The following is a 25,325-nucleotide window of genomic DNA, read 5'->3' as shown; positions in this document are numbered from 1 at the left end:
GCTGTTCAGAAGCTCTTGACCAGGGTGTTGTTCATGTAGATCAGCTCCCCGACCCGCCGCTTGTAGACCCGGGTCTCCAGCGCCGCGTCGGTCGCGGTGACCTTGTCGAACTGGTCCTGGTAGGCGGTCACGAAGCCCTGCATCTTGATCTGCCGGCCGTTCTTGGCCACCCAGATGCCGCTGTAGGTGAGCGCGTAGCAGGCCTTGATCGCCTCGTTGGCCGGCTTGCAGGTCACGCCCTTGCCGATCTTGACGTTCTTCATGTCGTTCGACTCGATGTCGACCAGGTGCTCCGCGAAGCCCTTGGCGTCGTACAGCTCGGTCTGCCGGACCCAGTAGTACCCGTCGATCAGCCCGCGCGCGTTGAACTGCTGCAGGATGTAGTTCTTCCCGCCCTTCGACTTGTCCCAGTCCGGCAGCCAGCCGCGGGCCGGGGTGAACCAGATCCCGCCGCCGACCTCGACGCCGGTGTCGTTCGGGCCCTTGGTGATCACCGGCTTGGTCGGCGTCGGCGGCGTGTACATGGTGCCGCTCGGGTTCGGCGTGTCCTGCGCGGTCGGCTTCGGGTCGTCCCCGCCGGTGACCAAGAGGACCACGCCGACCGCGACCAGGATGACGGCCAGCACCGCGCCGCCCATGATGATCCACTGCGACCGGTTCGACTTCCGCTGCTGCGGCCGCTGCGGTCCGGTCCCCCAGCCACCGGGTCCACCGGGACCCGCGGCGTTCGGGGCCTGGCCCCAGCCGCCGGCAGAAGGGGCGGGTGGCGGTCCCGGGGGCGGCCCGTACTGCTGACTCATACCTGTTCCTCGCGGTGTGTCATCGATGTGGTCATCACAAGCTGTCGAGCACCGACTTCTTCATGGTCTCGGCGTCCGCTTCGGCCTTCTGGGCGAAGTCGACCCTGGTGCGGAAGTCCAGGGCGGTGGCCACGTTGTCCTTGCGCCGGTACACCTCGACATAGCCCTGCACCTTCACGTCCTGCCCTGCCTTGTCCTTGGCGGTGGAGGTGTAGCTGATCGCGACGCACTCTTCCAAGACGTCCTTCGGGCACGGCAGGTTCCGGGTGTTCCCGAGCTGGGCGATCTCGTTCTCGGTCTCGCCCTCGACGATCGCCAGCAGGTACGCCTGCGCGGTCACGTTCTGCTTCTGCCGGACCCAGAAGAACGCCCGCGGCTCGCCGTTCGGCGCGTACGTCACGAGCTCCTTGCCCTGCGTCTCCTTCTCCAGCAGGCTCCAGCCCTCCACCGGTACGACGGACACGCCGAACCCGACCTGGAGCGCGTTCGCGGGCGGCGCGTACGACGTCACCGGCGTACTGGCCGTCGGTGCGGGTGACTGTGCCGGCGGCTGGTCGGTGTCGTCACCGCCGGACAGCAGCACCAGCGCCACCGCGACCAGCACGACCACGATCAGGCCGGCCCCGATCGGGAGCAGCAGCTGCGGGATCCGCGGGCCCTTCTTCTCCGGCGGCGGCCGGCGCAGCGAGGGCGGTCCGACCTTCTCGCCCCACGCCGAGCTGGTCTCCGTGGCCGGTCCGGACCCGGATCCCTGCGCGTCCGTCCACGGGCTGGGCGGCGGCGGAACCTCGAGGTCCCACGGCGAGGGCGGCAGCTCCGACTCCTTCGCAGCTGCCGCCTCGTCGAGGTCGGGTCCCGGCTGGTTGACCCAGGGGTTGCCCCCGCCGGAACCCTTGTCGCGCTTGCCGTTCACTGGCTCTTGACCACCGACTGCAGCATCTTGGTGGTGTCCGCCTCGGCCGTCGCGACCTTGTCCTTGCGCGCGTACACCCGGATCAGCGTGATCACGCCGTCCTCGCGCTCGACGACACCGACGAAACCGACCACCTGCAGGCTGCCGTTCTGCGTGGTCGCGACCGCCGAGTAGCTCTGCGTGGTGACGACCTTGACCGGAGTCTTGTCGTCCGCACCCGGCTTGGTCTCCCGCGGCGTGTTCGTCTTGACGTTGGACAGGCCCTTGGTCTCGGCCTTCAGCAGCGCCGGCAGCATCGTCGAGGTGCTCTCACCCTCGGCCTTGACCACGTTCACCATGAAGTACGCCTCGCCCTGCTTGAGCAGGTAGACGCCCTTGAAGTTGTCCAGGCTCTTGCGGATGTAGCCGGGCTGCGGCTTCACGAAGACGCCCTCGCCGACCTCGATGCCCTCGTCGGTGTTGGCCGGCTCCGGCGACGGCGACGGGTTCTCGGTGCTGGTGGTGGTCGGCTCCGGGTTCGGGGCCGCCTCCTTCTCGTCACCGCGGCCGAAGATCAGCGCCAGGACGACACCGATCACCGCGACGACGGCCAGTGCACCGCCGGCCAGGTACAGGATCTTGTTGCCACCACTCTTACCCCGCGGAGGCTGGCCGCCGTACTGACCCCACTGCTGCTGTTGCTGGCCGTACCCTTGCTGCTGGTAGCCCTGCTGACCCGGGTACTGCTGTTGCCGCCCCGGGTACTGCTGCTGACCGGGGTACTGCTGCTGCCCCGGCTGCTGGCCCTGGTACGGCGGCTGACCCGGCTGACCGTATCCCGGTGGAGCCTGCTGCGGCCGCCCGTACCCAGGCTGCTGCTGCCCCGGCTGCTGCCCATACCCAGGCTGCTGACCCGGCTGCTGCTGCCCCGGCTGCCCGTAGCCAGGCTGACCACCGGGCTGCTGTGCCGGCTGTTGCCCGTAGCCCGGCTGTTGCCCGTAGCCCGGCTGTTGCCCGTAGCCCGGCTGGCCGCCGTACGGCTGCTGCCCTTGGCCGCCCTGTCCGTAGGGCGGTTGCTGGTTGCTCATGCCTGCGTCTCCCCGGTCGTCGCCTCGTACCCACCTGCACCAACCGGCGCTGCCACGCCGCGGGCGGACTTCGGCACGGATCGCACCGAGTTGCCGCAGGCGGAGCAGAAGTCGGAGTGCGGCAGCAGCGGCATCTCACAGCGCGAGCAGAATGCCAGGTCACCGGACGCGTGGTTGGAACCGCCGCGCGCGGCCGCCTCCAGCGCCGCCTCGAGCAGGCCCTTGTGCAGCACCGAGCGGACCCGGATGATCAGCGCGCCGAGCAGCAACAGGCCCCAGACCACACCGAGGATCGAGCCGACCGTCGACCCGTGGCCGCCGACGAACCCGAGCAGGTAGACCCCGCCCTGGAAGAGCGCGTTGACCAGGATCGCCTGGATGACTCCGGCCACCCAGCGCGGCGTGAACCCGTCGTACCCCTCGCCCAGGCCGGAGAACTCGGCGGCGGCGAGGCCGGTCGCGGATCCGTAGATCAGCGGCTTGATGAACCCGTGCAGCACCACGATCGAGATCCAGGTGCCGGCGCTGCTGCCCGGTCCGGCGAAGCCGCCGCTGATCCAGCCCCAGTGCAGCACCAGGGTCTCGAAGCAGGCGAACCCGACACCGGCCACCACGCCGAACGTGAAGCCGTCCATCAGGTCGTCGTACCGCGGCCGTGAGGCCAGGTAGAGCGGGCCGATCTGCCGGATCAGCTCCGACACGACCGGCACCAGCAGGAGCAGGATCAGCAGGTCGCGCAGCGCCGGGCCGGCGTCGGTGCCGCCGATCGTGTCGATCGTCAGCGCGAGCTTGTCCGACCACAGCCAGGTGAAGACCGCGGCCAGGACGCCGGTCAGCACGAACGCCGCCGCGACGACCGGGATCGGCTCGTCCTCCCAGAGGTTCACGTCGTACAGGTAGAGGATGTAGACGATCGGGATGGAGAAGGCGGCCACCATGATCGCCACCGGCAGCGCGCCGAGCGCGGCCGTGATCACGGTCAGCAGCAGCGCCACACCCAAGGCGACCTTGTACGTGTAGGGCTGCTTGCCCGAGCCCTGCGGCATGATCGTCGAGACCAGCCGGAACGACGCCACCGGCTCATCCGGTCTGGCGGCGTACGCCTTCTTCCGCTCGGCGTCCCCGGAGCGCACGTCGTTGCCACAGTGGTGGCAGAAGTGCGACACCTCGGGGACGTCTGAGTTGCAGCGCGGACAGACCACGCCATCCTCCCAACCTCGGACGTCCGGACCGGCGCGGGGCGCGCCGGCGGTGCTCGCGACCCAGTTACCTGGGCCGGACCGGGACAGATTCTTGTACAGGCCGGCCAGGATTCATCATTTACCGCGCAGGGGTCACGGATTCGTGTCCGGACTGTGCCCTATGCAGCAAGCACGATCAGCCGACGCGGGTCTGTAACTCTTCCCACACCTCGCCGAGGCGCCGGTCCAGATCCTCGAGACTGCCTGAGTTGTCAACGACGACGTCGGCCGCGGCCAGCCGCTGCTCCCGCGACGCCTGGCTGGCGATCCGCTGCTTTGCTTCCGCCTCGGACATCCCGCGCTGGGCGGTGAGCCGCTCGACCTGCACCTCGACGGGTACGTCGACGATCAGCAGGACGTCGAACTTGTCCGCCTGGCCGGTCTCGATCAGCAGCGGGATGTCGTGCACCACCACCGCGCCGTCCGGCGCGCCCGCCTCGATCTCGGCCGCCCGCGCCCGGACCCGCGGGTGGATGATCGCCTCCAGCTTCCGCCGGGCCGCCTCGTCGCCGAACACGATCCGCCCGACCGCCGGCCGGTCCAGCTCGCCGTCCGGAGTCAGTACGCCGTCGCCGAACACCTCGACCACCTCGGCCAACCCGTCGGCGCCCTTGGCGACCACCTCGCACGCCAGTACGTCGGAGTCGATCACCACCGCCCCGCGCGCAGCCAACCGCGCCGACACCGCGCTCTTCCCGGACCCGATCCCGCCGGTCAGTCCCACTCTCAGCACGCCTGCACCCTACTTTGTGCACCGCTCGAGTACTTCGAGCGCCGCGAAACGGAAGACCGGTGCACAAAGTCGGGGGGTGGGGGTGGACGTGCGAGACCCCCGCACCCAGTACGGGGATGCGGGGGCCTCGGGTCGTGCGGGGCCGGGGGTCAGCCCTGGCCGGTCAGCTTCTCGCGGAGGGCCTGCAGCGCCTCGTCGGAAGCGAGCGCACCCTCGACGGGAGCGTCGTCCTTCGGAGCCGCGGCGGAGGAGTACGTCGACGCCTCGCCGGCCTCGACGTCGGCCGTCTTGGCCTCCTCGATCTGCTTCTTGTGGGCCTCCCAGCGCGCGTGGGCCTCGGCGTACTGCCGCTCCCACTCCTCACGCTGCTTGTCGAAGCCCTCGAGCCACTCGCCGGTCTCCGGGTCGAAGCCCTCGGGGTAGACGTAGTTGCCCTGGTCGTCGTACGTCGCGGTCATGCCGTACAGCGTCGGGTCGAAGTCGTCCGAGACCGGGTCGACACCCTCGTTGGCCTGCTTGAGCGACAGCGAGATCCGGCGCCGCTCCAGGTCGATGTCGATGATCTTGACCATGACGTCGTCGTTGACCTGGACGACCTGCTCCGGGATCTCGACGTGCCGCTCGGCCAGCTCGGAGATGTGCACCAGGCCCTCGATGCCCTCCTCCACGCGGACGAACGCACCGAACGGAACCAGCTTGGTGACCTTGCCGGGCACGATCTGGCCCATCTGGTGGGTCCGGGCGAACTGCTGCCACGGGTCTTCCTGGGTCGCCTTCAGCGACAGCGAGACGCGCTCGCGGTCCATGTCGACGTCCAGCACCTCGACGGTGACCTCCTGGCCGACCTCGACGACCTCGGTCGGGTGGTCGATGTGCTTCCAGGACAGCTCCGACACGTGCACCAGACCGTCGACGCCGCCGAGGTCCACGAACGCGCCGAAGTTGACGATCGAGGAGACGACACCCTTGCGGATCTGGCCCTTCTGCAGCTGGGTGAGGAAGTTCATCCGCACCTCGGACTGCGTCTGCTCCAGCCACGCCCGGCGGGACAGGACCACGTTGTTGCGGTTCTTGTCCAGCTCGATGATCTTGGCCTCGATCTCCTGGCCGACGTACGGCTGGAGGTCGCGGACCCGGCGCATCTCGACGAGGGAGGCCGGCAGGAAGCCGCGCAGGCCGATGTCCAGGATGAGACCACCCTTGACGACCTCGATGACGGTTCCGGTGACGACGCCGTCCTCTTCCTTGATCTTCTCGATCGTGCCCCAGGCCTTCTCGTACTGGGCACGCTTCTTGGAGAGGATCAGACGGCCTTCCTTGTCCTCCTTCTGGAGAACGAGGGCCTCGACGTGGTCGCCGACGTTGACGACCTCGTTCGGGTCGACGTCGTGCTTGATCGACAGCTCGCGGGAGGGGATGACGCCTTCGGTCTTGTAACCGATGTCGAGCAGGACCTCGTCCCGGTCGACCTTGACGATGGTGCCCTCGACGATGTCGCCGTCGTTGAAGTACTTGATGGTCTGATCGATCGCCGCGAGGAAGTCTTCCTCCGACCCGATGTCATTGACCGCTACCTGCGGGGTGTTGCGCACTGCGGGGTCGAGAGGTGCCTCGATGCTGGCCGTCATGTGGTGGGTTGCTCCGTGGACTGGTGGTGTCGTGCGGTTGCGTCATGAACCGTTGGATCGCACCAAACCGCTGGATTGCCTGAAGAGCACAGATTCACCACCGAGCTGCTGCGAGCACGAGCCTGCTCCGTCCGAGGTCGCGCGGGCCCATAGCGCACATCACAGAATACCGGTCTTGACGAAGGCAGCACAACCTGGGGCACCCGGTGCCGACCGGCCGCCCGCCGAGGTGTCCCGACGTGCCATTCATCTCAATGTACGACGTCCAGGGCGGGTCGTCCTCCGGCGAGCGTACTCGTGTCCGCCATCCGAGCAACCAGGTCGTGCGCGGCCGCCGCGATCTCGTGCTCCGTGGACCGTCCGGCGAGTTCCAGCAGCGCCCACAGATCCGCCGCCCGGCCGAGGTCCACCAGCGGCGCGCCCAGGTCCAGCCCGCTCCCCCGGACCTCGCTCAGCACCGCCCCCGCGAGCACCGGGTCCTGGCAGAACCGGAAAAGGCTTCCCAGATCCGTGTACGGCGACCCGGCGTGCGCGAACTCCCAGTCGATCAGCCCGGTGATCCGCGCGCTCGCCGGGTCCACCAGCAGGTTCTTCGGGTTGAAGTCGCTGTGCACCAGGCACACCCGATCGACCCCGTCGGCGAGCACGTCACCGGCGTACTCGAGGACCTGCCGGAAGCCTGCGACCCGCTCCTGGTCGAACCCCAGGTCGAGACTGTCGAAGTACGCCTCCAGGTCACCGGACCCGAACGGCTCCACGGCCAGGTCGCTGCCGCGGAACATCCCGAACGTGAGGAACGGCATCCCGCTCAGCCGGACCAGCAACTCCCCCAGCTGCTCACCGACCCGCCGCCGCTCCTCGGCGCCCGCCGTCTCCAGGTAGGCCTGCAGGTTCACCCCCGGCAGCCGTTCGGTCAGCACGTACGGCGGATCCTCCGCCGACCCCTCCCGCTTCGCATCCAGAATCCGCGGCACCGGCAGCAGCCCCCGCACAAGCTGGAGCAACGCCGCATCAACCGCAGCCCGGTCAGGATCCTTCACATACAACTTCAGTACGGCGTCCTCCCCCGCCGCACTGACCGCATACGTCTGCCCGCCGTACCCGCCCGTCAACGGCACCGCACTGGCCGCGAAGTCACTCATACCCGCGATCCTGCCAAACCGGCCGGCGCGTAATCTGACGACGTGGCCGAGCCGCGCAGAGTCGAGCTGACCGAATCCCAGACGTCACGAGCCAGCCGCACCTACTGGGACTCCGCGGCGAAGGAGTACCTCGCGGAGCACGGCGAGTTCCTCGGGGACGACCGCTTCGTCTGGTGCCCGGAGGGGGTCGACGAGGAGCACGCCCGTCTGCTCGGCCCGGTGCGGAACAAGCGGATCCTCGAAGTCGGCTGCGGTGGTGCCCAATGCTCGCGCTGGCTCGTCGGGCAGGGCGCCGATGTGGTTGCCTTCGACATCTCGATCGAGCAGTTGCGGATCGCCCGGCAACTCGATGCCCGGACCGGCACCGCCGTACGGACCGTCGCCGCGGACGCGACGGCCCTGCCGTACCGGGATGCCAGCTTCGACATCGTCTGCTCGGCCTTCGGAGCCCTGCCGTTCGTGGCCGACGCGGGCACCGCGCTCCACGAGATCGCCAGGACTCTCAAGCCAGGCGGTCTGCTGGTGTTCTCGGTGACCCATCCGTTCCGGTGGACCATGCCGGACGACCCGTCGCCGTCCGGCCTACGCATCACGCACTCGTACTTCGACCGCACGCCGTACGTCGAGGTCGACGGCACCGGTACGCCGGTCTACGCCGAGCACCACCGGACGACCGGCGACTGGATCCGCGCGCTCACGACAGCCGGCTTTGTCGTCGACGATCTGCTGGAGCCGGAGTGGCCCGCCGGCCACGACCTGGTCTGGGGTGGCTGGGGGCCCGACCGCGGTCCCTTAGTCCCCGGCACCGCCATCTGGTCCGCTCACCGGCTCTGAACGCGGCCGCAGCTGGAAGAACGCGACCGCCGCGAACATCAGCAGCCCGAGAATCAGCGCCACCAGCGGCACCCAGAAGCCGATCAGGTTCAGCTGGAACGCCTTCGACTGGTAGCCGCCCTCGGCGACGTCGTTCTCGACCGCGCCCTTCACGTTCTTCGTCACGGTCGCGTCGTCGTACTCGATCGTCACCTGGGTCGCGGTCAGCTTGTCCTCGCCGTTGTAGGCGATGGTGGCGTTCTGCTGCTCCCGGCCCTTGATGATCGCTCCGGTGATCGGCTCGACCCAGATGGTCCGGGTGTTGCGGTACGTGCGCTGCACCTCGACCGAGTCGCGACCCGGCTCGTCGACCAGGTTGCCCGGCACCAGCAGCGGCTTCGCCAGCGGCACCTCCTGCTTGGGCACCTCCTGCTCGAAGACGTAGACCTTGAGTCCCTTGAGCGTGTCGGTCTTCTTGTAGTGGATCGGGAACGCCTTGCGCAGCGTGCTGTCCCAGAACTGGTACGTCGTCTTCTCGGTGCCGAACGGGAACTTCAGCACCAGGCCCTCGTGTCCCTTGAACAGCGGGCTGTTCGGGTCGGGCCGGAGCCGGTCCGCCTTCTCGATCGTGGTCGCGATGTACTCGCCGCTGTTGTCGTCACCCGACGGGTTCCAGCGCACCGCCTCACCGGTGTGCGCGTCCAGCACGACCCGCTCCTGCACGAAGCTCAGCGGCAGGTCCGCGGTCTTCGAGGCGTCGTCGGGGAACTGGTAGTTCTTGGAGTCGTCGGTCACCACGGCGGTGTCGAACACGACGACCTTGCGGTTCAGCGCCTTGCTGATCTTCTCGGCCGCGACCACGTCACCGCGGACGGTCCGCCGGGCCTCCAACTCGACCCCTGGCTTCTCCTTCAGCTCAGCGATGCTGAAGATCGTCGCGTCCGGCCCGGCCGACACCGTGTGCGCAACCTGGTCCGCCGGTGCCACGGCCAGCGCTGGATAGGCGTAGAACTTGGCCAGCGCGGCCACGCCCACGAAGAACACTCCGAGCCCGATCAACGTCGCTCGACTACGAGTCCCCACTGCTTCCCCTCCCGGTCTGTCCGCGGGACGCTACCAGCGGGTAGCGATCTTGAGAAGACGGCAGAGTGTACAAAATCCGCCGGTGTCCGAACTGACATATAGTCGCGCCGCATGAGGGGGATCACCGGCCTGCCGACGGCACCCGAGACATCGGTGCTCAAGGGCCTTGTCGTAGCGATCGCCGTCGTCCAAACGGCGGTCCTCGGCGTGCTCGCGCGCCGAGGTTCCTGGCTCAGTGACGACCTCGAGTTCCTGGTCCAGGGCAGCCGTGGATTCGCGCCGGCCGAGCTTCTCACACCGGTCAACGACCACATCGCGCCCGGCCTGCGGTTCGTCTACGCGGTCTTCGCCGAGGTCGCGCCGCTGAACCACGACCTCACCGTTGCCTGGCGGGTGCTGATGCAGGCCGTCGCGATCTTCCTGATGGGCCGCCTGCTGCTCCGCCTCCTCGGCCCGTCCTGGTGGGTCGTCGCCGGCACCCTGATCTACGCGCTGACCCCGCTGAGCATGCCGTCGTTCATGTCGCTGTCCAGTGGCGTGAACAACCTGTCCGCGCACGTCTTCGGCTTGCTGTTGCTGCACGCAACCATCGACTGGTACGACGGCCGTCGCCGGGCCCTCGCCTACGGACCAGTGGCCCTGCTCGTCTCCCTTGCCTGCTGGGAGAAGTCCGCGCTGATCCTGTTCACGGTCGTCGCGCTGGCGCTCTATCTCCGCGAGGAGCCGGTCCGTCCGTGGCTCCGCCGTACCTGGCCGTTCGCCGCCGCGCTCACCACGGCGGTAGTTGCCTTCGGCGCCCTCTACCTGACCCATGGCAACCCGTCCCGCGGCCGGGTCCCCGCCGGACAGTTGCTGGAGCTCACCGCGCGCGGCTTCAAGGTGCCGTTGTCCGCCCTGGCCGGTGGACCTTGGACGTGGGCGGAGAGCGGGCAGCCGTTCAGCTTCGCCGATCCGGGCGCCGGGGCGCTCCTGGTCGGTGGGCTGATGGCCGCCGTACTCCTGTTGGCAGCATGGCGGCACGATCGGCGTGCGCTGCTGCTCTGGGCGTCCGTCCTCAGCTACGTGCTCGTCACGGTGGTGCTCGTGTCCTACGGGCGGTTCTCGGTCTTCGGCACCGTCTTCACCGTGCACTACCACTACTGGTCCGATCTCTCGATCCCGCTGACGCTGGCCGTCATCCTGAGCGCCAAGTCAGTGCGGCTCCCCCGTCTCGTGCCGGTCGTGGCGTTGGGCGCCTTGCTGGCCGGTGTCGTGGTGTCCGACGCCGGCTTTGCCAGGACATGGGCGACGAACCCGGCGAAACCGTACTTCGCGAACGTCACCGCCGACCTGGACCGAGCCGGCCCGAACGTGAACCTCTGGGACACGGCCCTGCCGCCTTCGATCGGCACCGCGCTCATGCAGGACAGCCGGTTGTCGCAGGTGCTGCGGATGGCCAGGATCCCGTTCCGGTCGCAGCAGCCGGGCAGCGAGCCGCTGCTGGTGGACGAAACCGGGAAGGTCAGGCCCGCTCAGTTCGCGGTGTGGTCGCGCGGCGAACCGGCATCGCGCAGCAACCCCTTCTGCAACCTGCTGCTCCACGGCACCGAACCGCTCACCATAGCGTTGGCGCCGACGTGGAACGAGGTCGCGACCGCGAACTGGTTCGTCAAGGCGGCGTACTTCTCGAACCGCGAGAACGACGTCTCGATCGAGCTGGTCGACGCCGCGGGCGCCGTGGCGAGCCTGCCGGCCGCGAGGTGGCCCGCGGGAGTCGGCACCATGTACTTCGGTCCGTCGCGGCGAATCGCCGCCATGGAGGTTCGGCTACGCTCCTCCGATCCCGCGACGAACCTGTGTGTGGAGAACCTCGAGATCGGACTGCCCAGATGAGACAGAGATTCCCGGCGCTCGACGGGCTGCGGGCTGTCGGGGCGCTCGCGGTGGTGACGACGCATGTCGGGTTTCACAGTGGCGCTTCGCTGAACGGGCCGTTTGCGGGGCTGCTGGCGCGGCTCGACGTCGGGGTGGCGATCTTCTTCGCGATCTCCGGGTTCCTGCTGTACCGGCCACACGTGGTGGCGTGGTTCGAGGGCACACTGCCGCCGCTGACCTTGCCGTACCTGCGTAACCGCGCACTCCGGATCCTGCCCGCACTGTGGGTCGCCGTGGTGCTGGCGGCCATCCTCGTCCCGCACAAGGACGGCGTGGCGTGGACGACGTACCTGCAGCACGCCACGCTCACTCAGATCTACTTCGACGGCATCGCGGCGGACGGGCTCACGCAGATCTGGAGCCTGGCGACCGAGGTCGCGTTCTACCTGCTGCTGCCGGTGCTCGCGAAGCTCCTGACCGGGTACGAGCGTCCCACTCGACGCAGTGTCCGCTGGCGGCTCGCCGTACTCGGTGCGTTCACCCTGATAGGTCCGGTGTGGATGGCCGGCGTCAACGCGACTGAGCACGCTCGAGCGGGCCTCTGGCTGCCTGGGTACGTCGGATGGTTCGCAGTCGGCATGGGGTTCGCGCTGTGGCAGGTGGCCCGTAGCAGCGGACGGCTCGGCCCGTCCGCGCTGGACACTCTCACCAAGATCCCCGGCACGGTCTGGGGCGTCGCTGTCGCGCTACTGGTCGTCGCAGCGTCCCCCGTGGCCGGGCCGTACAACCTGTCCTCCCCGACCCCCGGCCAGGCCTTCGTGAAGAGCATCCTCTACACAGGGATCGCTGCCTGCGTGCTGTTCCCGGCGCTGAACCCGACAGCGCGGACTGCCCGGGTGCTCGGCGGCAGAGTCGGTCACATCGCCGGTGACATCTCGTACGGCGTCTTCGTGTACCACGTGATCGTGCTGATTGTCGTGGAGCAGGTCACCGACTACACCTTGTTCAGCGGGAAGTTCGCGCTGCTGTTCTTCCCGACGCTGGTGGTGTCGGCTGCCGTCGCGGCCGCGAGCTACTACGGGATGGAACGCCCGATCATGCGGCTCGGGCGGCGGGACAAGGACTACGACGTCTCACCGGTCGGCCGGGACAAGAGCACCAGCGCACAGCCGAACAAGACCGACGCCTGGACGACTCCGGAAGTGAGTCCCGCTCCCCCGTCCGGCCACGGCTGAAGCGCAGCGACCAGCGCCCCGATCAGGACCAGACCGGCAGCAACGGCGATGACCCGCCAGCCTGACAGGAACCAGGCGGCGGCTGCTGCGACGAGGACGGCCACTACGCCGATCCAGCCGGACATGAACGCACCTGCGGTGAGCCCGACTGCTCCAGCGGCCCAGGGGCCGATGTAGCGACCTTCCCGCAGTCGGTGCCCGGAGTGCCGAGACCTGCGCCGGAAGAACAACGCCATCGCGAGCACCGACAGCAGAGCGAGTAGTCCGACCAGCAGGCCGGCCCGGTAGGTGCGGTCGGGCATGAACCGCGCGGTGACCACCTGCTCGGGGCCCTCCGGCAGCACCCAGCCCTGCTGCCAGCCGCCGACCCGGATCGGCGTGAGCTTGCGCCCGGTGCTGTCGTACGCTTCCCAACCCTCGTTGTAGTTCTGCGCGATGGTCAGCACCGACGGCTCCTCCGCAGCCGGCACCTCGACGGTCAGCTCGGCCGGGTTCGCTCGCCACACGTCCACAGACTGCACCGGCGACTTCGACACGTTGCCGAAGCCCGCCCTGGACCAGGTCGCCTCGATCGGCACAAAGCCACCGCCGGCCAGGACGTCGACGTTGTGCCGTCCGGCCTGCAGGGTGACCGTGCTGTCCTTCCCGCACGTCGTGAACGTCACCGGCCGCCGTTGCAGCATGTCCCGCACCGTGGCCTTCACCTGCGTGTCCGCAGGTACGCCGTCCAGCCGCACACCGGGCCCGTACCCGCAGAAGGCGCCGGTCTGGGCGTCCAGGTCGAGTTCCTTGCGCAGGTCGTCAGCGCCCAGCACCCGGACCTCTGCCACGCCGACCGGTGCGTTGTTCGCGTAGCCAGTCGCGGAGTCGAAGTCGACCAGCGGTCTGGTGCTGGTGAACGTCAACTGGACGGTCCGAGCGGTCCGAGCGGTGAACCGCACGTACCCCTCCGCGTCGACCTTGGCCGCGACCGACGGTCCACCGTCGAACCGGAGCATGACCTCGGCCGGCTGCGACGCGGTGAGGTACGGGTCGGTGAGGAACTGCAGGCCGCTCAGCTTCCTTGCTACTGGCAACCGCAGGGTCAGCGACGGCCGCGTGTCCGACGGGTCCGCGACCCAGCCGGTGCCGAGGTCACGGTCCACCGCGGCGCCCGGCCGCCCCTCCGGCGCCGTGACAGCTCGCGACGAGGCACTGGCGGTGATGGCTCCCCGTACGGCGAGCATGCCTTCGAGGGCTGCCCCGTCCTTAGGCAGCGCGGTCCCCTGCAGTTGGTACGACGCGCTCGTCGGCAGCTCCACGCTCCGCTGAATCCCCGTCGGCTCCTCGGAGTCCTTGGCGACGCTCTGCCGACACAGCGGCCGCGTGGCCACGTGCAGACAGGCGGACCGGCCGAGCTGCTGGTTCCTGAACACCAGAGCGCTCGGCTGACGGTCCTCCGACGGCACCTGCAGCCGACTGACCGCGAGCATCCCGGGCAGGCTCACCTCGGCGATGGACACGCCATTCGGGTTTTGGCCGTCCGTGATGCCGACACTGAGCCGCAGCCGCCGGGTGTTGCCCGGCGGCACCGGGATGTTCTGCGGTTCGCTCGACCCGGTCGCCACCGAGGTCAGCGAGCCCGCGTCGGTTTCGATCTGCAGCGTCCGGACCGGCTCGGTGGTCGGCGGCGCCAGCGAGAACTGGACCTTGAGCCCGTGCACCGACCGCGGCGACGGGAACGTCAGCTCCAGCCACTCCCCGCTGCTGCGCCCGAACGTGCCGGAGATCCAGCGACTCGACGGATCCCCGTCGACGGCCGCGGCCGGTCCGTTGCCGGACCCGGTGCGCAGGGTGGCGTCAGCATCTGCCGCCGACGACGATGCTCGCACGTCGACCACGCCACCGGCCCATGTGCGCGTCGTACTAGGTGCTGCCGGGCCGACGTCGTACCCGAGGGTGCGGCGGCCCTGGCGACCCGCTTCCGATGCGGCGAGGACAGGCGAGTAGTTCTCCGCCGGCCGACCGACCGACACCTCGCGACGCTGCATGCCGTCGGTCTGGATCAGCGGCAGGCCCGTGAGCTTGCCAGCGGCGTCAGACGTGGTCACGGCGCCGCGGTCGCCGCCAAGCGCGGTCAGCGCGGTCGGAACGTCCTCGGCTGCGCCGCGGACCTCCACGAGCTGCGACTGCGGGATCAGGCGGGCTGCACTCGTGTCACCGACGTCATAGATCTCCACCGCCGCGTACGGCAGCCGGGTGTGTCCGTCGAGAGTCACACCGGGTTGCTCGATGGCGCTGCCGGTCGCCGGTCCGAAGTCGGCCACCCGCTTGATGCCTGACTCGTCCAGGCTCTCGTGGACGGCCACAGTCGGCGTCACCTGCGCGTCGAACCGGAGGTCGTTGCGCACGACGACGTACCGGACTCCGGCGCGGGTCAGTGCCTGCCGCAGCGTCTGGTCGCCGACGCCAGTGCCGAGGCGCCGCTCGACCTCGTCCAGCCACCGCGTCGCACCCGCAGACCCCAGTGGTACGGCGTCCCGCACGGCCATGGGTCGCTTCAGCAACGCCTGGAACGGCTCGTCCTTGGTCGAGCCCCAGGTGAAATCAGCAAACGACGCGGCCGGTACGACGAGGACACTGCCGCTGGTCGTCTGGCTGTCGAGCCAGGTCGCGGCTTCACGCCAGTGCGCGGGGATGGCGTCGTACCCCTCAGGTCTGGGCAGCTGACCGAAGACCGCCGGCGCTGCGACCGACACGATCACGCACCCGACCAGCACTGGGACGACCCGGCGGTGGAGTCCTCGAGCAGTCGCCCACACCGCCAGCCTGCTCATCGCGTGGGCCGCTGCGAGGGTCAGTGGCAGCCGTACGACTAGCTCGAACTTGTGTGTGTTGCGGAGCGCAGCGAGCGGTCCGTCCAGCAGGTCATGCAGCTGCGGCGCCAGGGGCGAGCCGGCCGTACCAGCGTGGCCGAGGGTCACCAGGAGGAGGCCGACGACGAACGAGAGCTGCAGGAAGCCGCGGTGCTTCAGCGACCCCATCGCCAGGCCGACCAGGCCCAGCAGAGCGATCACTGCGGTCGTAAGGATCAGCATCGGCTGAGTGACGTACAGCCAGCCCGCCGGCCAGCTGGGTCCTCCGGCGCCGGTCAGGAAGTTGAGCCACTGCGACGTACCCCGGAAGGACTCGAAGACACTCGCCGTCCCGGTCGTCACGGCGGCGTCCTCGATCCAGTCCAGGAACGGCGGGCTGTACCGGCCGAGCAGCACGAGTGGCACGAGCCACCAGACCGACACGGCGGCCACACAGCCCAGCCAGCCGACCACTACCTTCAGCGTCGACCGATCCAGCCGCCGCGTGATCAACCAGAGCGCTGGGAGTACGAGCGTCGCGCCAGTGGCGACTGCGTTGACTCCGCCGACCAGTGCGAACGCCACAGCGGACCAGCCGACCCGCCACCAGCCCGAGCGCGCCCGCGGCGTCACCAGCGGCAGCAGCACCCATGGCGCCATCGCCATCGGCCACACCTCGATCGAGGTGATCGACACTTCGCCGAGCATGCGCGGGCTCAGTGCGTACAGCAGCGCAGCGGCAAAGCGAGTCCAGGGCACGCCGTAGTCGAGGGCGTTGCAGACCTTCCACACCCCGAGGAACGCGACGCACAGGACGACGGACCACCACAGTCGTTGCGTCACCCAGTCGGGCACCGACAGCGAGTCCAGCAGCCAGTGGAAGGGTCCCATCGGCAGCAGGTAGCCGTAGGCCTGGTTCTGCAGTTGCCCGAACGCGCCCTGCGGGTCCCACAGGTGCAGCGAACGCGCCAGGAAGCCGCCCGGCCCGGCAGTGAGGTCGAGCTTGGTGTCCGGGACGATCTTGCCCGGTGCCTGGTGGAAGCACAGGGCAATCAGGACCAAGCAGCCCAGCACGAGCCGCGCTCGCCAGACCACCTGCTCCGTGCTGCCTGCCTTCAGCCGCTTCATCGCCGCCGGAGCACCAGGACGAGGTTCCAGGTCACGACTTCACGCACCCCCGGCAGCGCGAGTACGCCGTACGCCCAGCGCGGGTGGTACCTCGGCGCCGCGGCGATCAGGTCCGCCTCAGGGCAGGCGCGGGCCCAGCGCAGTCCGCCGGCGACGGTGATCGGGTAGAGCGACTCGCCGAAACGGTTCTTCGGCGGGTGGCCTTTGATCCGCTCATAGCGACGGGCGGCTCGGTGTCCACCGAGGTAGTGCCACGGCGCGGTCTCGTGGCCGCCGTGCGGGCCCCACCAGCCGGTGTACGACAGGAATACCGTGCCACCCGGCTTGGTGACGCGGACCATCTCGTCGGCCATCAGCCACGGGTCGGGCACGTGCTCCAGCACGTTGGACGAGAAGCAGATGTCGACCGAAGCATCGGCGACCGGCAGTGCCATGCCGCTGCCGAGCACAGTGCCCGGCTCCGGCTCCCCGCGACCGCTCAACTCACCGAGGTCGGAGTCGATCGCGTAGTACGTCGCTCCCGCCTCCCGGAACGCGTCGGCGAAGTACCCGGGACCACCGCCGACGTCCAGCATCAGCGAGCCGCGCAGGTCGACGTACTGGCAGAGCTGGCCGACCGAGTCCGCGGCCAGCGTTCCGTAGAAATGATCCGGGTCCGTCTGCTCGACCCCGAACGCCCGGAACAGCCGGACGGCGCGACCGAGGTCGGCTGTCCACGCGCTGTTCGCTGTGGCACTCGTCATCACTGGCACAGGCGGGACATTAACGGATCTCCCGAGGTCTGGCGGACATCGTTACTCCTTGGTAACGTCCGGCCCCATTACCTCGGGGGAGGTTACCGGAGGGTGGGGCTCATCAAGTGCGTGCACAGAGCGTGCTGTTGCTGAACTGGCGGGACACGACCAACCCAGAGGGCGGAGGCTCCGAGCGGTACGTCGAGGAGGTGGCAAGAGGCCTTGCGGCACTGGGCTGGCGAGTGACCGTGCTCTGCGCGGCCTACCCGGGCAGTCCACGGGAGTCGCGGCGGGACGACGTGCGGTACCTGTACCGCGGCACCAAGGTCACGGTGTACCTCCGCGGGCTGCTGCACACCTGGCTGCGCCGCCCCGACCACGTGATCGACGTGCAGAACGGACTCCCATTCTTTACCCGTCTCGTACGTCGTACCGGCGTCGTCGTACTCGTGCATCACGTCCACCAAGAGCAGTGGCAGGTCGTGTACCCGGGCTGGCGCGGCCGACTGGGCTGGTGGCTCGAGTCAGTCGCCGCACCACGCCTGTACGACGACTGCCGCTACGTGACCGTGTCGGCGGCCTCTCGCGACGAGCTGGCCGGCCTTGGCGTACAGAGCATCGACGTGATCCACAACGGCACCGACCCGGCGCCACCACGGCAGCGACCGCAGGCCGCCGTACCGACAGTGGTGTGCGTCGGCCGGATCGTCCCGCACAAGCAGGTCGAGCACGCCGTCGACGCGATCGCCGAGGCACGCAAGGTGCTGCCCGGCGCGCGACTGGTCGTGGTCGGCTCGGGCTGGTGGGAGGACTCGCTGAAGGCGTACGTCGTCGAGCGCGGACTGCAGGACGCCGTGAAGTTCGTCGGTCACGTCAGCGAGGACGACAAGCACGCGGCGTACGACGAGGCGTGGGTCCAGGCACTGCCGAGCCTCAAAGAGGGCTGGGGCCTCGTCGTCGGCGAGGCTGCCGGACACGGTGTGCCGACGGTGGCCTACCGGAGTGCGGGTGGTCCGACCGAGTCGGTGCACGACGGGGTCTCAGGCGTGCTGGTGGACGACCCTGAGGAGTTCACCGCGGCGATCATCGAGCTGCTGCAGAACGTGCAGCTGCGGCGGCGGTTGTCCGAGGGAGCGGCAGCCAGTGCGGGCAGGTTCACCTGGGAAGCGACCGCACTGGCCTTCGATCGGCTGCTGACTACTTCTGGCCGTACCCCACGACCGGAACGTCAGCCTGTCCCTGCGTCTGTCCCGCCGGCGGCTGCGGGTCGTCCTGCACCGATTGCACGACCCCGACAACCGTGGTCGTAGCCACCGCCAGGCCCGCGAAGACGGCGATGGCCGCACCGATCAGTGATCCCATGAAGCGTGTCCCCTCCTCGATAAGTGAACCGAAGAGTAACAACCGCTCAGCGACTCCGCCAGACCATGGAGCGACGGGTCGCGAGACCGGCCAAGGCGGCGGCCAAGGTTGCTCCGGCGAGGACCCACGCGAACAGGACGACGGCGGTGCGCCACGGCGGATCGTGTTGCGGGGCAGGGGTTCCGGCCAGCTGGTAAACGCTCACCGTCATCGCCGAGTAGACCTCGGTCAGTCCGGGGATCGAGTCGCGCGGTGGCGGTCCGCCGGCATCACGGTCGTAGACGAGCCAGCCGACGCCCTGCTGCAGGAGCACCGGTGTCGGGTCGGTTCCAGTGCGCATCGCCGTACGGACCGCTGTGGCCACTGCGGTGGCGCGTGGATCCTCGCCGGCCAGGCGGTGACCGGAGACGATGAGCTCGTCGGGGACGACCGCAGGCTGGTCGAAGTACCGCGGCATTGGGTCCAGCACTGGACGGCGGTCGTTCCAGACCGGTGCCCGGTAGGACTCGAACGGCCAAGGGATGAACGGACCGCCCAGTGCCTGCTGCGCCCGCGCCCACTCCGCTGGGTAGTGCGACGCCTTGAGCCCGGCCCCACCCGCCAGGGCAGGCAGAGCCGCGATCGGCAGCAGTACGGCGGTCACCCCGACCACCCGGTGGAGCGGGACGCGCTGCAGCAATGCGTGGACTGCCACACCGAAGCCGATCGACTCGAGCAACACGAGCGGGCCGAGGTAGCGCTGGCCATCGCGGAACAGCCCGGCGCCCGGGACGTTCGCCACGACCTCCGCAAAGCCACCGGGCGCGACGACGCCAACCATGCCCACCAGCAAGGCGACGCCCGCAGCCACGGCCAGTGCGCCGGCAATGCGGTCCTGTCGCCACCAGAGCACTACGCCCGTGACCGAGACGAGCAGCATGATGAAGGCGAAGATGACCGGCAACAGGTCGCCTCTGTTGCCAGGGACAACGTCTGCGTTCCAGACGCCGCCGAGCGTGAGCAGCGTCGGCAGCGCTCCCCCGTAGCCCTCATTGCGGGCCGCAAAGGCAGTCACCGAGGCTGGGTCGGAGGTGGCGCCGCCGCCGTGCACAAGGCCTGCCACCAGCCAGGGAGCGTTCAGCAGCACCGCCGCACCGAGCGGCCACACCACGCGACGCCCCGGCCACAGCAGGATGAGCCCAGCGACCAGCAGACCGACGATGCCCCCGGAGGCGGTCAGTGCGCAGCCTGCCGAGGCGAGGATGAAGCCCGGCCACCCCGTCCCCTTCCGCAGTCGCAGTGCGGACCGCACCAGCCACGGCAGAGCGGCGTACCCAAGGAGGAGCGCCCAGGCACCGAGGCGGAGGCGCTCGGCGACGAACGGGTTCCAGACGAACAGGGTCACCGCCGCTGCGCCAGGCAACGCGGTGCCCAGTCGGAGCTCCCGCCACAGCGCTGTCATGCCCAGCCCGGACAGCAGCGGGATGGCCACCAGGACGACCTTGTTCAGCACCTGGCCACCGACCACCTCGTCCAGTACGGCGACGAGCACATCCGACGGGACCGCACGGGGCATGGCCGTTGTGACACCGAACAGGTCAAGTCGTACCGTGAGGTCCGGCACGAAGACCATGTCGTAGCCGACCACGTAGCCCGGAGCGAGCAGCGGAGCAGTGATCAACAAGGTGAGCAGGACAGGCCACAGCCAGGCCAGGACGCGCACGGCACGTTCTGACATGACCACCTTCCCCTCCGTTGCTCCCTCACGAGGCAGTAGAGCATGAGCGCTGAGACCACCCCTGAGCAAGAGCCCAGGGCACCGCGCTTCGCTTTCCTGCGCAGCGCGACCGTCGTCGCCGTCGGCATGGCCATCATGAACGTAGCCGCCTACGGTTTCACCTTGATTTGCGTCCACCGGCTGGTGCCCGAGCAGTTCGGCGCCATCACCGCGCTGCTGGGCCTGCTGCTGATCGGCAATGTCGCATCACTCGGGCTGCAGGCGACGGGCGCCCGCCAGCTCGCCACCCACACCGGCACGGGGGCCGAGACATTGGCCGACGCCATGTTGAAGGCAGGCCGCCGCGCCGCGCTCGGACTCACGATCGTCTGCCTGCTGGCCACGCCACTGTTCGTCTGGCTGCTGCACATCGACTCCGTGGTCGCGATCCTGCTGCTCGCGCCCACGCTCGGCTGCCTCACCCTCATGGGCTCGCAGCTTGGCGTACTCCAGGGCAGTCAACGCTGGACCGAGCTGGCTGCTGTCTACACCTCGGTCGGCGTCGGACGGCTCCTCCTGGGCGGTGGTGCGCTCCTCATCCACCCGTCCCTCAATGCAGCGATGATCGGTCTCGCGCTGGGAGCCGCCGTACCGGCTTTGCTGGGCGGCTTCCTGCTGCGTGGGTCCCATGGAGGGACGTCCCCGCAGGTCAAGGAGGTACTGCGGGAGACCGTGCACGGCACGCACACGCTGCTGGCGTTCTTCGCAATCGCCAACGCCGATGTGCTGTTCGCGCGCGCACTGCTCGACGGGCGCCACAGCGGGTACTACGCGGCCGGTGTGATCGTGGCGAAGGCATGCCTGTTCCTGCCGCAGTTCGTGATCGTGATCGTGTTCCCGTCGCTGGCCAGCTCCCCCGGCGACACCGTCCGCCTGCGCCGGGCGATCCTGGCCGTGGCGGGTCTTGGTGCGTGCACAGTGATCGGCGCACTGTTGTTGCCGGACCTGGTCCTGGCGGTGATCGGCGGCAAGGAGGACTATGCGCCACTTGGTCCGTACACCTGGCTGTTCGCGATCTCCGGCTCGGCGTACGCCGTACTGCAGCTGGTCGTCTATGCCGCGATCGCGCAGCAGGAGAAGCGGGCCGCGTTGGTGATCTGGATCGGCCTGGCCGTCTTCGCGATCGGCGCCGGGATCGTGCTCGGCACCGGCATCGCCACCGGCATGGCCGGCGTGCAGGTGCTGGTCGCGATGACCAGCACCTGCGCCGTCGTGCTGTCGGTGGTCCTGGCGGCGGGACTGCACCGCCAGACCACCGGCGGCAGCTGACTCACCAGAGACTGGACTTGGCGAAGCGGCGGGCGAAGGTGTTCGCCAGTACCAAGAGAACCAGGCCGATCACCGATCTGAACAACCCGATCGCGGTCGCGTAGCTGAACTGCGGCACCGCCGAGGCCAGACCGATCTTGTACACGTAGGTGTCGATCACTTCGGCGGTATCGAGATTCAGGTTGTTCTGCATCAGCAGCACCTTCTCGAAGCCGACCGACAGGATCGAGCCGATGTTCAGGATCAGCAGGATGACCGCGACCGGCACGATCGCCGGCAGGTCGATGTGCCACATCCGGCGCAGCCGCGAGGCGCCGTCCACGATCGCCGCCTCGTGCAGCTCCGGCGGCACACTGGTCAACGCGGCCAGGTAGATGATCGCCGAGAAGCCCATCGTCTGCCAGGCCCCCGACCACACGTACAGGTGCCGGAACAGCCCGGAGTCACCCATGATGTCGACCGGCCCGATGCCGAGCAGACCGAGGATCTGGTTGGCCACGCCGGTGGTCGGGTTCGTCAGCACGACGAGCAGGCCGACCACGACCACGGTCGAGATGAAGTGCGGCGCGTAGGTGATCAGCTGGGCCGACCGGCTGAACCACTTCCTCCGGACCGTGTTCAGGCAGAGCGCGAGGATGATCGGCAACGGGAACGTCGCGACCAGCTCGTACACGTGCAGGTAGACGGTGTTCTTGATCAGCTTCCAGAACTGGTACGACTCGATGAACCGGTCGAAGTACTTGAACCCGGCCCACGGGCTGCCCCAGATCCCGGACACCACGTTGTAGTCCTTGAACGCGATGATGACGCCGTACATCGGCCAGTACGCGAAGATCGCCAGCCAGATCAGCGGCAGCGCCAGCATCGCGTACAGCTGCCAGTTCCGGCGCATCCGGACGCCGAGCCGGACCGAGGGTTTCGGCTCCTTGACCCGTCCTTTCTTCCGGCCCCTGGGTGACTGGTGCCGGGCCGGCGGGGTCGCCGTGGGCTGGACGCGGGTCTCGGTCGATGCGGTCATCTCGTCACCCCTTCAGCGAGCCGATCATGGCCCCCTTGACGAAGTGCTTCTGCACGAAGGGGTAGACCAGCAACGGCGGAATCATGCCGATCACGATCAGCGAGTACTTGAGCTGCTGCTGCAGTTCCTTCAGCTGTGCCAGCTTGCTCGTGTCGGGCATCTGGGACGGGTCGACCTTGCTCTGGATCAGGATCTGGCGCAGCACCACCTGCAACGGGAACAGGTGTTCGTTGGTCAGGTAGATCAGCGCGTTGAAGAACGAGTTCCACTGCCCGACCGCGTAGAACAGCAGGTTCACCGCGATGATCGGTTTGCTCAGCGGCAGCACGATCCGCCAGAAGAACCCGAAGTCGCTGCAGCCGTCCACCTTGCCGGCCTCGACCAGCTCCTCCGGGATCGTCACCATGAAGTAGGTCCGGGTGATGATCACGTTCCAGACCGCCAGCGCGGTCGGCAGGATCATCGCCCACCGGGTGTTCAGCAGTCCCAGCTGGTCGACCACCAGGTACGTCGGGATCAGCCCGCCGCTGAACATCATCGTGAACACGAACGCGGCCATGATGAAGCCCTTGCCCGGCAGCCCCTTCCGGGACAGCGGGTACGCCGCCAGCAGTGTGAGGATCGTGGCCACGACGGCTCCGACCACCGCGTAGTACACGGAGTTGCCGAAGCTGCTGACGATCGAGTCGTAGTCGAAGATCGCCTTGTACGCGTCCAGGGTGAAGCCGACCGGCCACAGCCAGACCTCACCCGCAGACACGTTCTTGGTGTTGCTCACCGAGGCGCTGAGGACGTAGACCAGCGGGTACAGCACCGCGACGCAGAACAGGCCGAGTGCGGCGTAGATGCAGGCCAGCGCGATCTTGTCGCCCCGGGTGTCCTGGATCGGTGCGCCGACCGCCAGCCGTTTCTCGTCCGGCGGCAGCGTAGGGGTGGCGGTCATGAGTTGTAGGTCTCGTAGGCGGCCTGCTGCAGCTCCAGATACGCCTTCACACCGATCTTCTCGACCCGGTCCTTGTAGTCGTTCCAGGCGGCGTCGTCGTTCGGGTCGAGCTGGCCGGTGACGAACTTGGAGAAGGACAGGTCCACCTCACTCTTCAGGTTCGTCTTCAGCTCGGCCTCCTGCGCGGCCTGGTCCTGGTCCAGGGTGACCGGCGGGAACTGCATCTCCTTCGGCTGCTTGAACGGGAAGTAGTTGTCGACGGTCTGCTGGTACAGCGGCTGCTCGAAGGTGAGGTCCTTCGGGTCCACCCGCTCCGACAGCCGGAAGTCCTGGGAGCGGTACATGGTGTTGTCCTGGCCCCAGCTGAGGTTCTTCTGGCTGTTCCAGGTGGCGGCGTAGCCGTAGACCGCCTGCTTGCCGTTGATGCCCAGCTCGCCCTTCTTCGCCCACGCGAACTGCGGACCGGCGTACCCACGCAGGATCGCCTCGAGCTCCATCTGCGCGTCGGCCCACTGGACCAGCAGGTCCGGCTTCGCGCACTTCTTGGTGACCACCAGCTTGGCCACCTCGACACCGACGCCGAGGTAGTTCCAGGCGGCGTACTGGACGCCGTTCGGGCCCTTGATCGGCGGGACCGCGGTGTACTTGCGCCAGCGGGCGTTCGGGTCCTTCTGGTCGATGTCCAGGAAGCCGCCCCAGTAGTACGACCGGGCGCCGCCGATGATCGGCTTGCCCGGCGCGTTGCCGTAGCGCAGCATCTGGTCCTGGTCGGCGGTGAACACGTCCTTGTTGATCAGGCCTTCGGCGTACATCGAGTGGATGAACTTCAGGCCCTCGCGCCACTCGTCCTTGGTGAAGGTCACGTCGACCTTGTTGTCGTTGACGACCAGCCACGGGTCACCGGGGTTGTAGAGGAAGGCGTTCATGAAGAACGTGTCGAACGGCGCGTCCTTGTAGCCGGCGAACGGGATCGTCCGGCCGTTGCCACCGAGGTCGGCCTTCTTGAAGGCCCGCAGCAGCTCGCGGAACTCGTCGGTGGTCTTCGGGATGTCCAGGCCGACCTGCTTGATCCAGTCGGTGTTCAGGAAGGTGCGGCCGTTGCTGGCCCGGCAGTGGTAGCAGTCGTTGATGTTCGGGACCGAGTAGATCTTCTTGTCCGGAGCCTGCACCAGCTTGCGGGCGTCCGGGTAGTCCTTCATCGCCTGCTGCAGGTTCAGCGCATAGCCGTCGATGTACTGGCTCACGTCGGTGAACAGGCCCTGCTGGCCGTAAAGGAACAGCTGCGAGCGGGTGAAGCCGATGCCCATGAAGGCGTCCGGGATGTCGCCGGCGGCGATCATCGCGTTCACCTTGGTCATCACGTCGTCGTCGGTGCCGCCGATCTGGTTCCACTCGATGTGGACGTTCGTCTTCTCCTCCAGCCACTTGGTGAAGGCGTTCGTCTTCCAGTCGCCGATCGTGACGTCCTGCTTGACCACGATCTTGAAGGTGACCTTCTCGTTGGTGAGCAGCTTGTGCTCACGGGCCACCGGGCCGACGTAGCCGTCCGGGTACAGCACGCCCGCCAGTTTCGGGCCGAGCGTGACGCTGGGCGCGGCGGCCTGGCCTGCGGCGGCACCGGCGGCGCCACTCGCGTTCCCCGAACTACTGCAGCCACTCAGCAGACCTCCACCGGCGGTCGCGGCGGTCAGTCCGAGCGCGCCGGCGATGAGTGATCGACGGCTGAGTCCCGTCGGCCCGGCAGCGTTCTTCGGCATGGGTCCTCCAAGGCG

The 25,325-nt window shown here is 68.4% G+C and carries 19 protein-coding genes and 1 pseudogene; 5 read left to right on the top strand and 15 right to left on the bottom strand.

What is annotated here, in order from left to right:
- Positions 1-5: 5 nt before the first annotated feature.
- From ACIBL3_RS08475 to ACIBL3_RS08445, 7 genes are all read right to left on the bottom strand, one after another.
- The gene (locus ACIBL3_RS08475; protein ID WP_396352610.1) at positions 6-800 is read right to left on the bottom strand and encodes a hypothetical protein; all 795 of its coding nucleotides are present in this window, start codon (positions 798-800) and stop codon (positions 6-8) included.
- Between the two features lie 34 nt (positions 801-834).
- Positions 835-1,713, bottom strand: a complete 879-nt coding sequence (locus ACIBL3_RS08470) for a hypothetical protein (RefSeq protein WP_396352609.1) — start codon at positions 1,711-1,713, stop codon at positions 835-837.
- On the bottom strand, positions 1,710-2,780 hold the full coding sequence (locus ACIBL3_RS08465) for a hypothetical protein (protein WP_396352608.1): 1,071 nt from the start codon (positions 2,778-2,780) through the stop codon (positions 1,710-1,712). The genes ACIBL3_RS08470 and ACIBL3_RS08465 overlap by 4 nt, the downstream gene beginning before the upstream one ends.
- Positions 2,777-3,982, bottom strand: coding sequence for a PrsW family intramembrane metalloprotease (locus ACIBL3_RS08460; protein ID WP_396352607.1), 1,206 nt, complete (start codon positions 3,980-3,982; stop codon positions 2,777-2,779). Before ACIBL3_RS08460 ends, ACIBL3_RS08465 begins: the two co-directional genes overlap by 4 nt.
- 175 nt (positions 3,983-4,157) lie before the next feature.
- On the bottom strand, positions 4,158-4,754 hold the full coding sequence (gene coaE, locus ACIBL3_RS08455; RefSeq protein WP_396352606.1) for a dephospho-CoA kinase: 597 nt from the start codon (positions 4,752-4,754) through the stop codon (positions 4,158-4,160).
- A 149-nt stretch (positions 4,755-4,903) separates the two neighbouring features.
- On the bottom strand, positions 4,904-6,382 hold the full coding sequence (gene rpsA / locus ACIBL3_RS08450) for a 30S ribosomal protein S1 (protein ID WP_396352605.1): 1,479 nt from the start codon (positions 6,380-6,382) through the stop codon (positions 4,904-4,906).
- A gap of 251 nt (positions 6,383-6,633) precedes the next feature.
- A complete protein-coding gene (locus tag ACIBL3_RS08445; RefSeq protein WP_396352604.1) occupies positions 6,634-7,524 on the bottom strand; it encodes a phosphotransferase family protein in 891 nt (296 codons plus the stop codon).
- A 42-nt stretch (positions 7,525-7,566) separates the two neighbouring features.
- Between ACIBL3_RS08445 and ACIBL3_RS08440 the strand changes: the two genes are divergently transcribed.
- Positions 7,567-8,358 carry a class I SAM-dependent methyltransferase gene (locus ACIBL3_RS08440; protein ID WP_396352603.1) on the top strand — a complete coding sequence of 264 codons (792 nt, stop codon included), beginning with the start codon at positions 7,567-7,569 and terminating at the stop codon, positions 8,356-8,358.
- Here ACIBL3_RS08440 and ACIBL3_RS08435 read toward each other — a convergent pair.
- Positions 8,317-9,420, bottom strand: a complete 1,104-nt coding sequence (locus ACIBL3_RS08435) for a DUF3068 domain-containing protein (protein ID WP_396352602.1) — start codon at positions 9,418-9,420, stop codon at positions 8,317-8,319. The two genes, ACIBL3_RS08440 and ACIBL3_RS08435, sit on opposite strands and share 42 nt — an antisense overlap.
- 111 nt (positions 9,421-9,531) lie before the next feature.
- Here ACIBL3_RS08435 and ACIBL3_RS08430 point away from each other — a divergent pair, with 111 nt between their 5' ends.
- Together ACIBL3_RS08430 and ACIBL3_RS08425 are read left to right on the top strand one after the other, a co-directional pair.
- Complete coding sequence (locus tag ACIBL3_RS08430) at positions 9,532-11,292, top strand: hypothetical protein (protein ID WP_396352601.1); 1,761 nt, start codon at positions 9,532-9,534, stop codon at positions 11,290-11,292.
- Positions 11,289-12,509: an acyltransferase family protein gene (locus ACIBL3_RS08425; RefSeq protein ID WP_396352600.1), complete on the top strand. Its 1,221-nt coding sequence runs from the start codon at positions 11,289-11,291 to the stop codon at positions 12,507-12,509. Before ACIBL3_RS08430 ends, ACIBL3_RS08425 begins: the two co-directional genes overlap by 4 nt.
- Here ACIBL3_RS08425 and ACIBL3_RS08420 read toward each other — a convergent pair.
- Both ACIBL3_RS08420 and ACIBL3_RS08415 read right to left on the bottom strand, forming a co-directional pair.
- Entirely contained in the window at positions 12,398-16,471 is a 4,074-nt protein-coding gene (locus ACIBL3_RS08420) for an alpha-(1->3)-arabinofuranosyltransferase (protein ID WP_396352599.1), read from the bottom strand. The genes ACIBL3_RS08425 and ACIBL3_RS08420 overlap by 112 nt on opposite strands.
- Positions 16,468-17,214: a class I SAM-dependent methyltransferase gene (locus ACIBL3_RS08415; RefSeq protein WP_396352598.1), complete on the bottom strand. Its 747-nt coding sequence runs from the start codon at positions 17,212-17,214 to the stop codon at positions 16,468-16,470. The genes ACIBL3_RS08420 and ACIBL3_RS08415 overlap by 4 nt, the downstream gene beginning before the upstream one ends.
- A gap of 116 nt (positions 17,215-17,330) precedes the next feature.
- Here ACIBL3_RS08415 and ACIBL3_RS08410 point away from each other — a divergent pair, with 116 nt between their 5' ends.
- Positions 17,331-18,515 (top strand): glycosyltransferase family 4 protein, encoded by a 1,185-nt coding sequence (locus ACIBL3_RS08410; protein ID WP_396352597.1) that lies wholly within the window; start codon positions 17,331-17,333, stop codon positions 18,513-18,515.
- Here ACIBL3_RS08410 and ACIBL3_RS08405 read toward each other — a convergent pair.
- Positions 18,469-18,567 (bottom strand): annotated as a pseudogene (locus ACIBL3_RS08405) (DUF2613 family protein); the annotation flags it as partial. The gene ACIBL3_RS08410 and the pseudogene ACIBL3_RS08405 overlap by 47 nt on opposite strands.
- Before the next feature lie 46 nt (positions 18,568-18,613).
- Positions 18,614-20,284: a hypothetical protein gene (locus tag ACIBL3_RS08400; RefSeq protein WP_396352596.1), complete on the bottom strand. Its 1,671-nt coding sequence runs from the start codon at positions 20,282-20,284 to the stop codon at positions 18,614-18,616.
- Between the two features lie 42 nt (positions 20,285-20,326).
- Between ACIBL3_RS08400 and ACIBL3_RS08395 the strand changes: the two genes are divergently transcribed.
- On the top strand, positions 20,327-21,592 hold the full coding sequence (locus tag ACIBL3_RS08395; RefSeq protein ID WP_396352595.1) for a polysaccharide biosynthesis protein: 1,266 nt from the start codon (positions 20,327-20,329) through the stop codon (positions 21,590-21,592).
- A gap of 1 nt (position 21,593) precedes the next feature.
- Here ACIBL3_RS08395 and ACIBL3_RS08390 read toward each other — a convergent pair whose 3' ends face one another.
- The 3 genes from ACIBL3_RS08390 to ACIBL3_RS08380 are packed head-to-tail and all read right to left on the bottom strand — an operon-like array spanning position 21,594 to position 25,310.
- The gene (locus ACIBL3_RS08390; RefSeq protein WP_396352594.1) at positions 21,594-22,610 is read right to left on the bottom strand and encodes an ABC transporter permease; all 1,017 of its coding nucleotides are present in this window, start codon (positions 22,608-22,610) and stop codon (positions 21,594-21,596) included.
- Between the two features lie 4 nt (positions 22,611-22,614).
- Positions 22,615-23,553 carry a carbohydrate ABC transporter permease gene (locus ACIBL3_RS08385; RefSeq protein WP_396352593.1) on the bottom strand — a complete coding sequence of 313 codons (939 nt, stop codon included), beginning with the start codon at positions 23,551-23,553 and terminating at the stop codon, positions 22,615-22,617.
- The gene (locus ACIBL3_RS08380) at positions 23,550-25,310 is read right to left on the bottom strand and encodes a hypothetical protein (RefSeq protein ID WP_396352592.1); all 1,761 of its coding nucleotides are present in this window, start codon (positions 25,308-25,310) and stop codon (positions 23,550-23,552) included. The genes ACIBL3_RS08385 and ACIBL3_RS08380 overlap by 4 nt, the downstream gene beginning before the upstream one ends.
- Positions 25,311-25,325 lie beyond the last annotated feature (15 nt).

The organism is Kribbella sp. NPDC050124 (assembly GCF_044460355.1).
Classification (GTDB): domain Bacteria; phylum Actinomycetota; class Actinomycetes; order Propionibacteriales; family Kribbellaceae; genus Kribbella.
The sequence above is the reverse complement of the archived record's forward strand: the minus strand, read 5'-3'. Positions and strand labels throughout refer to the sequence as shown.

What these genes read in the sequence shown, in the direction of transcription:
- ACIBL3_RS08475 (WP_396352610.1), bottom strand. Translation starts at nt 800, where the DNA reads ATGAGTCAGCAGTACGGGCCGCCCCCGGGACCGCCACCCGCCCCTTCT.
- ACIBL3_RS08465 (WP_396352608.1), bottom strand. Translation starts at nt 2,780, where the DNA reads ATGAGCAACCAGCAACCGCCCTACGGACAGGGCGGCCAAGGGCAGCAG.
- rpsA (WP_396352605.1), bottom strand. Translation starts at nt 6,382, where the DNA reads ATGACGGCCAGCATCGAGGCACCTCTCGACCCCGCAGTGCGCAACACC.
- ACIBL3_RS08445 (WP_396352604.1), bottom strand. Translation starts at nt 7,524, where the DNA reads ATGAGTGACTTCGCGGCCAGTGCGGTGCCGTTGACGGGCGGGTACGGC.
- ACIBL3_RS08430 (WP_396352601.1), top strand. Translation starts at nt 9,532, where the DNA reads ATGAGGGGGATCACCGGCCTGCCGACGGCACCCGAGACATCGGTGCTC.
- ACIBL3_RS08425 (WP_396352600.1), top strand. Translation starts at nt 11,289, where the DNA reads ATGAGACAGAGATTCCCGGCGCTCGACGGGCTGCGGGCTGTCGGGGCG.
- ACIBL3_RS08420 (WP_396352599.1), bottom strand. Translation starts at nt 16,471, where the DNA reads ATGAAGCGGCTGAAGGCAGGCAGCACGGAGCAGGTGGTCTGGCGAGCG.
- ACIBL3_RS08415 (WP_396352598.1), bottom strand. Translation starts at nt 17,214, where the DNA reads ATGACGAGTGCCACAGCGAACAGCGCGTGGACAGCCGACCTCGGTCGC.
- ACIBL3_RS08400 (WP_396352596.1), bottom strand. Translation starts at nt 20,284, where the DNA reads ATGTCAGAACGTGCCGTGCGCGTCCTGGCCTGGCTGTGGCCTGTCCTG.
- ACIBL3_RS08395 (WP_396352595.1), top strand. Translation starts at nt 20,327, where the DNA reads ATGAGCGCTGAGACCACCCCTGAGCAAGAGCCCAGGGCACCGCGCTTC.
- ACIBL3_RS08390 (WP_396352594.1), bottom strand. Translation starts at nt 22,610, where the DNA reads ATGACCGCATCGACCGAGACCCGCGTCCAGCCCACGGCGACCCCGCCG.
- ACIBL3_RS08385 (WP_396352593.1), bottom strand. Translation starts at nt 23,553, where the DNA reads ATGACCGCCACCCCTACGCTGCCGCCGGACGAGAAACGGCTGGCGGTC.
- ACIBL3_RS08380 (WP_396352592.1), bottom strand. Translation starts at nt 25,310, where the DNA reads ATGCCGAAGAACGCTGCCGGGCCGACGGGACTCAGCCGTCGATCACTC.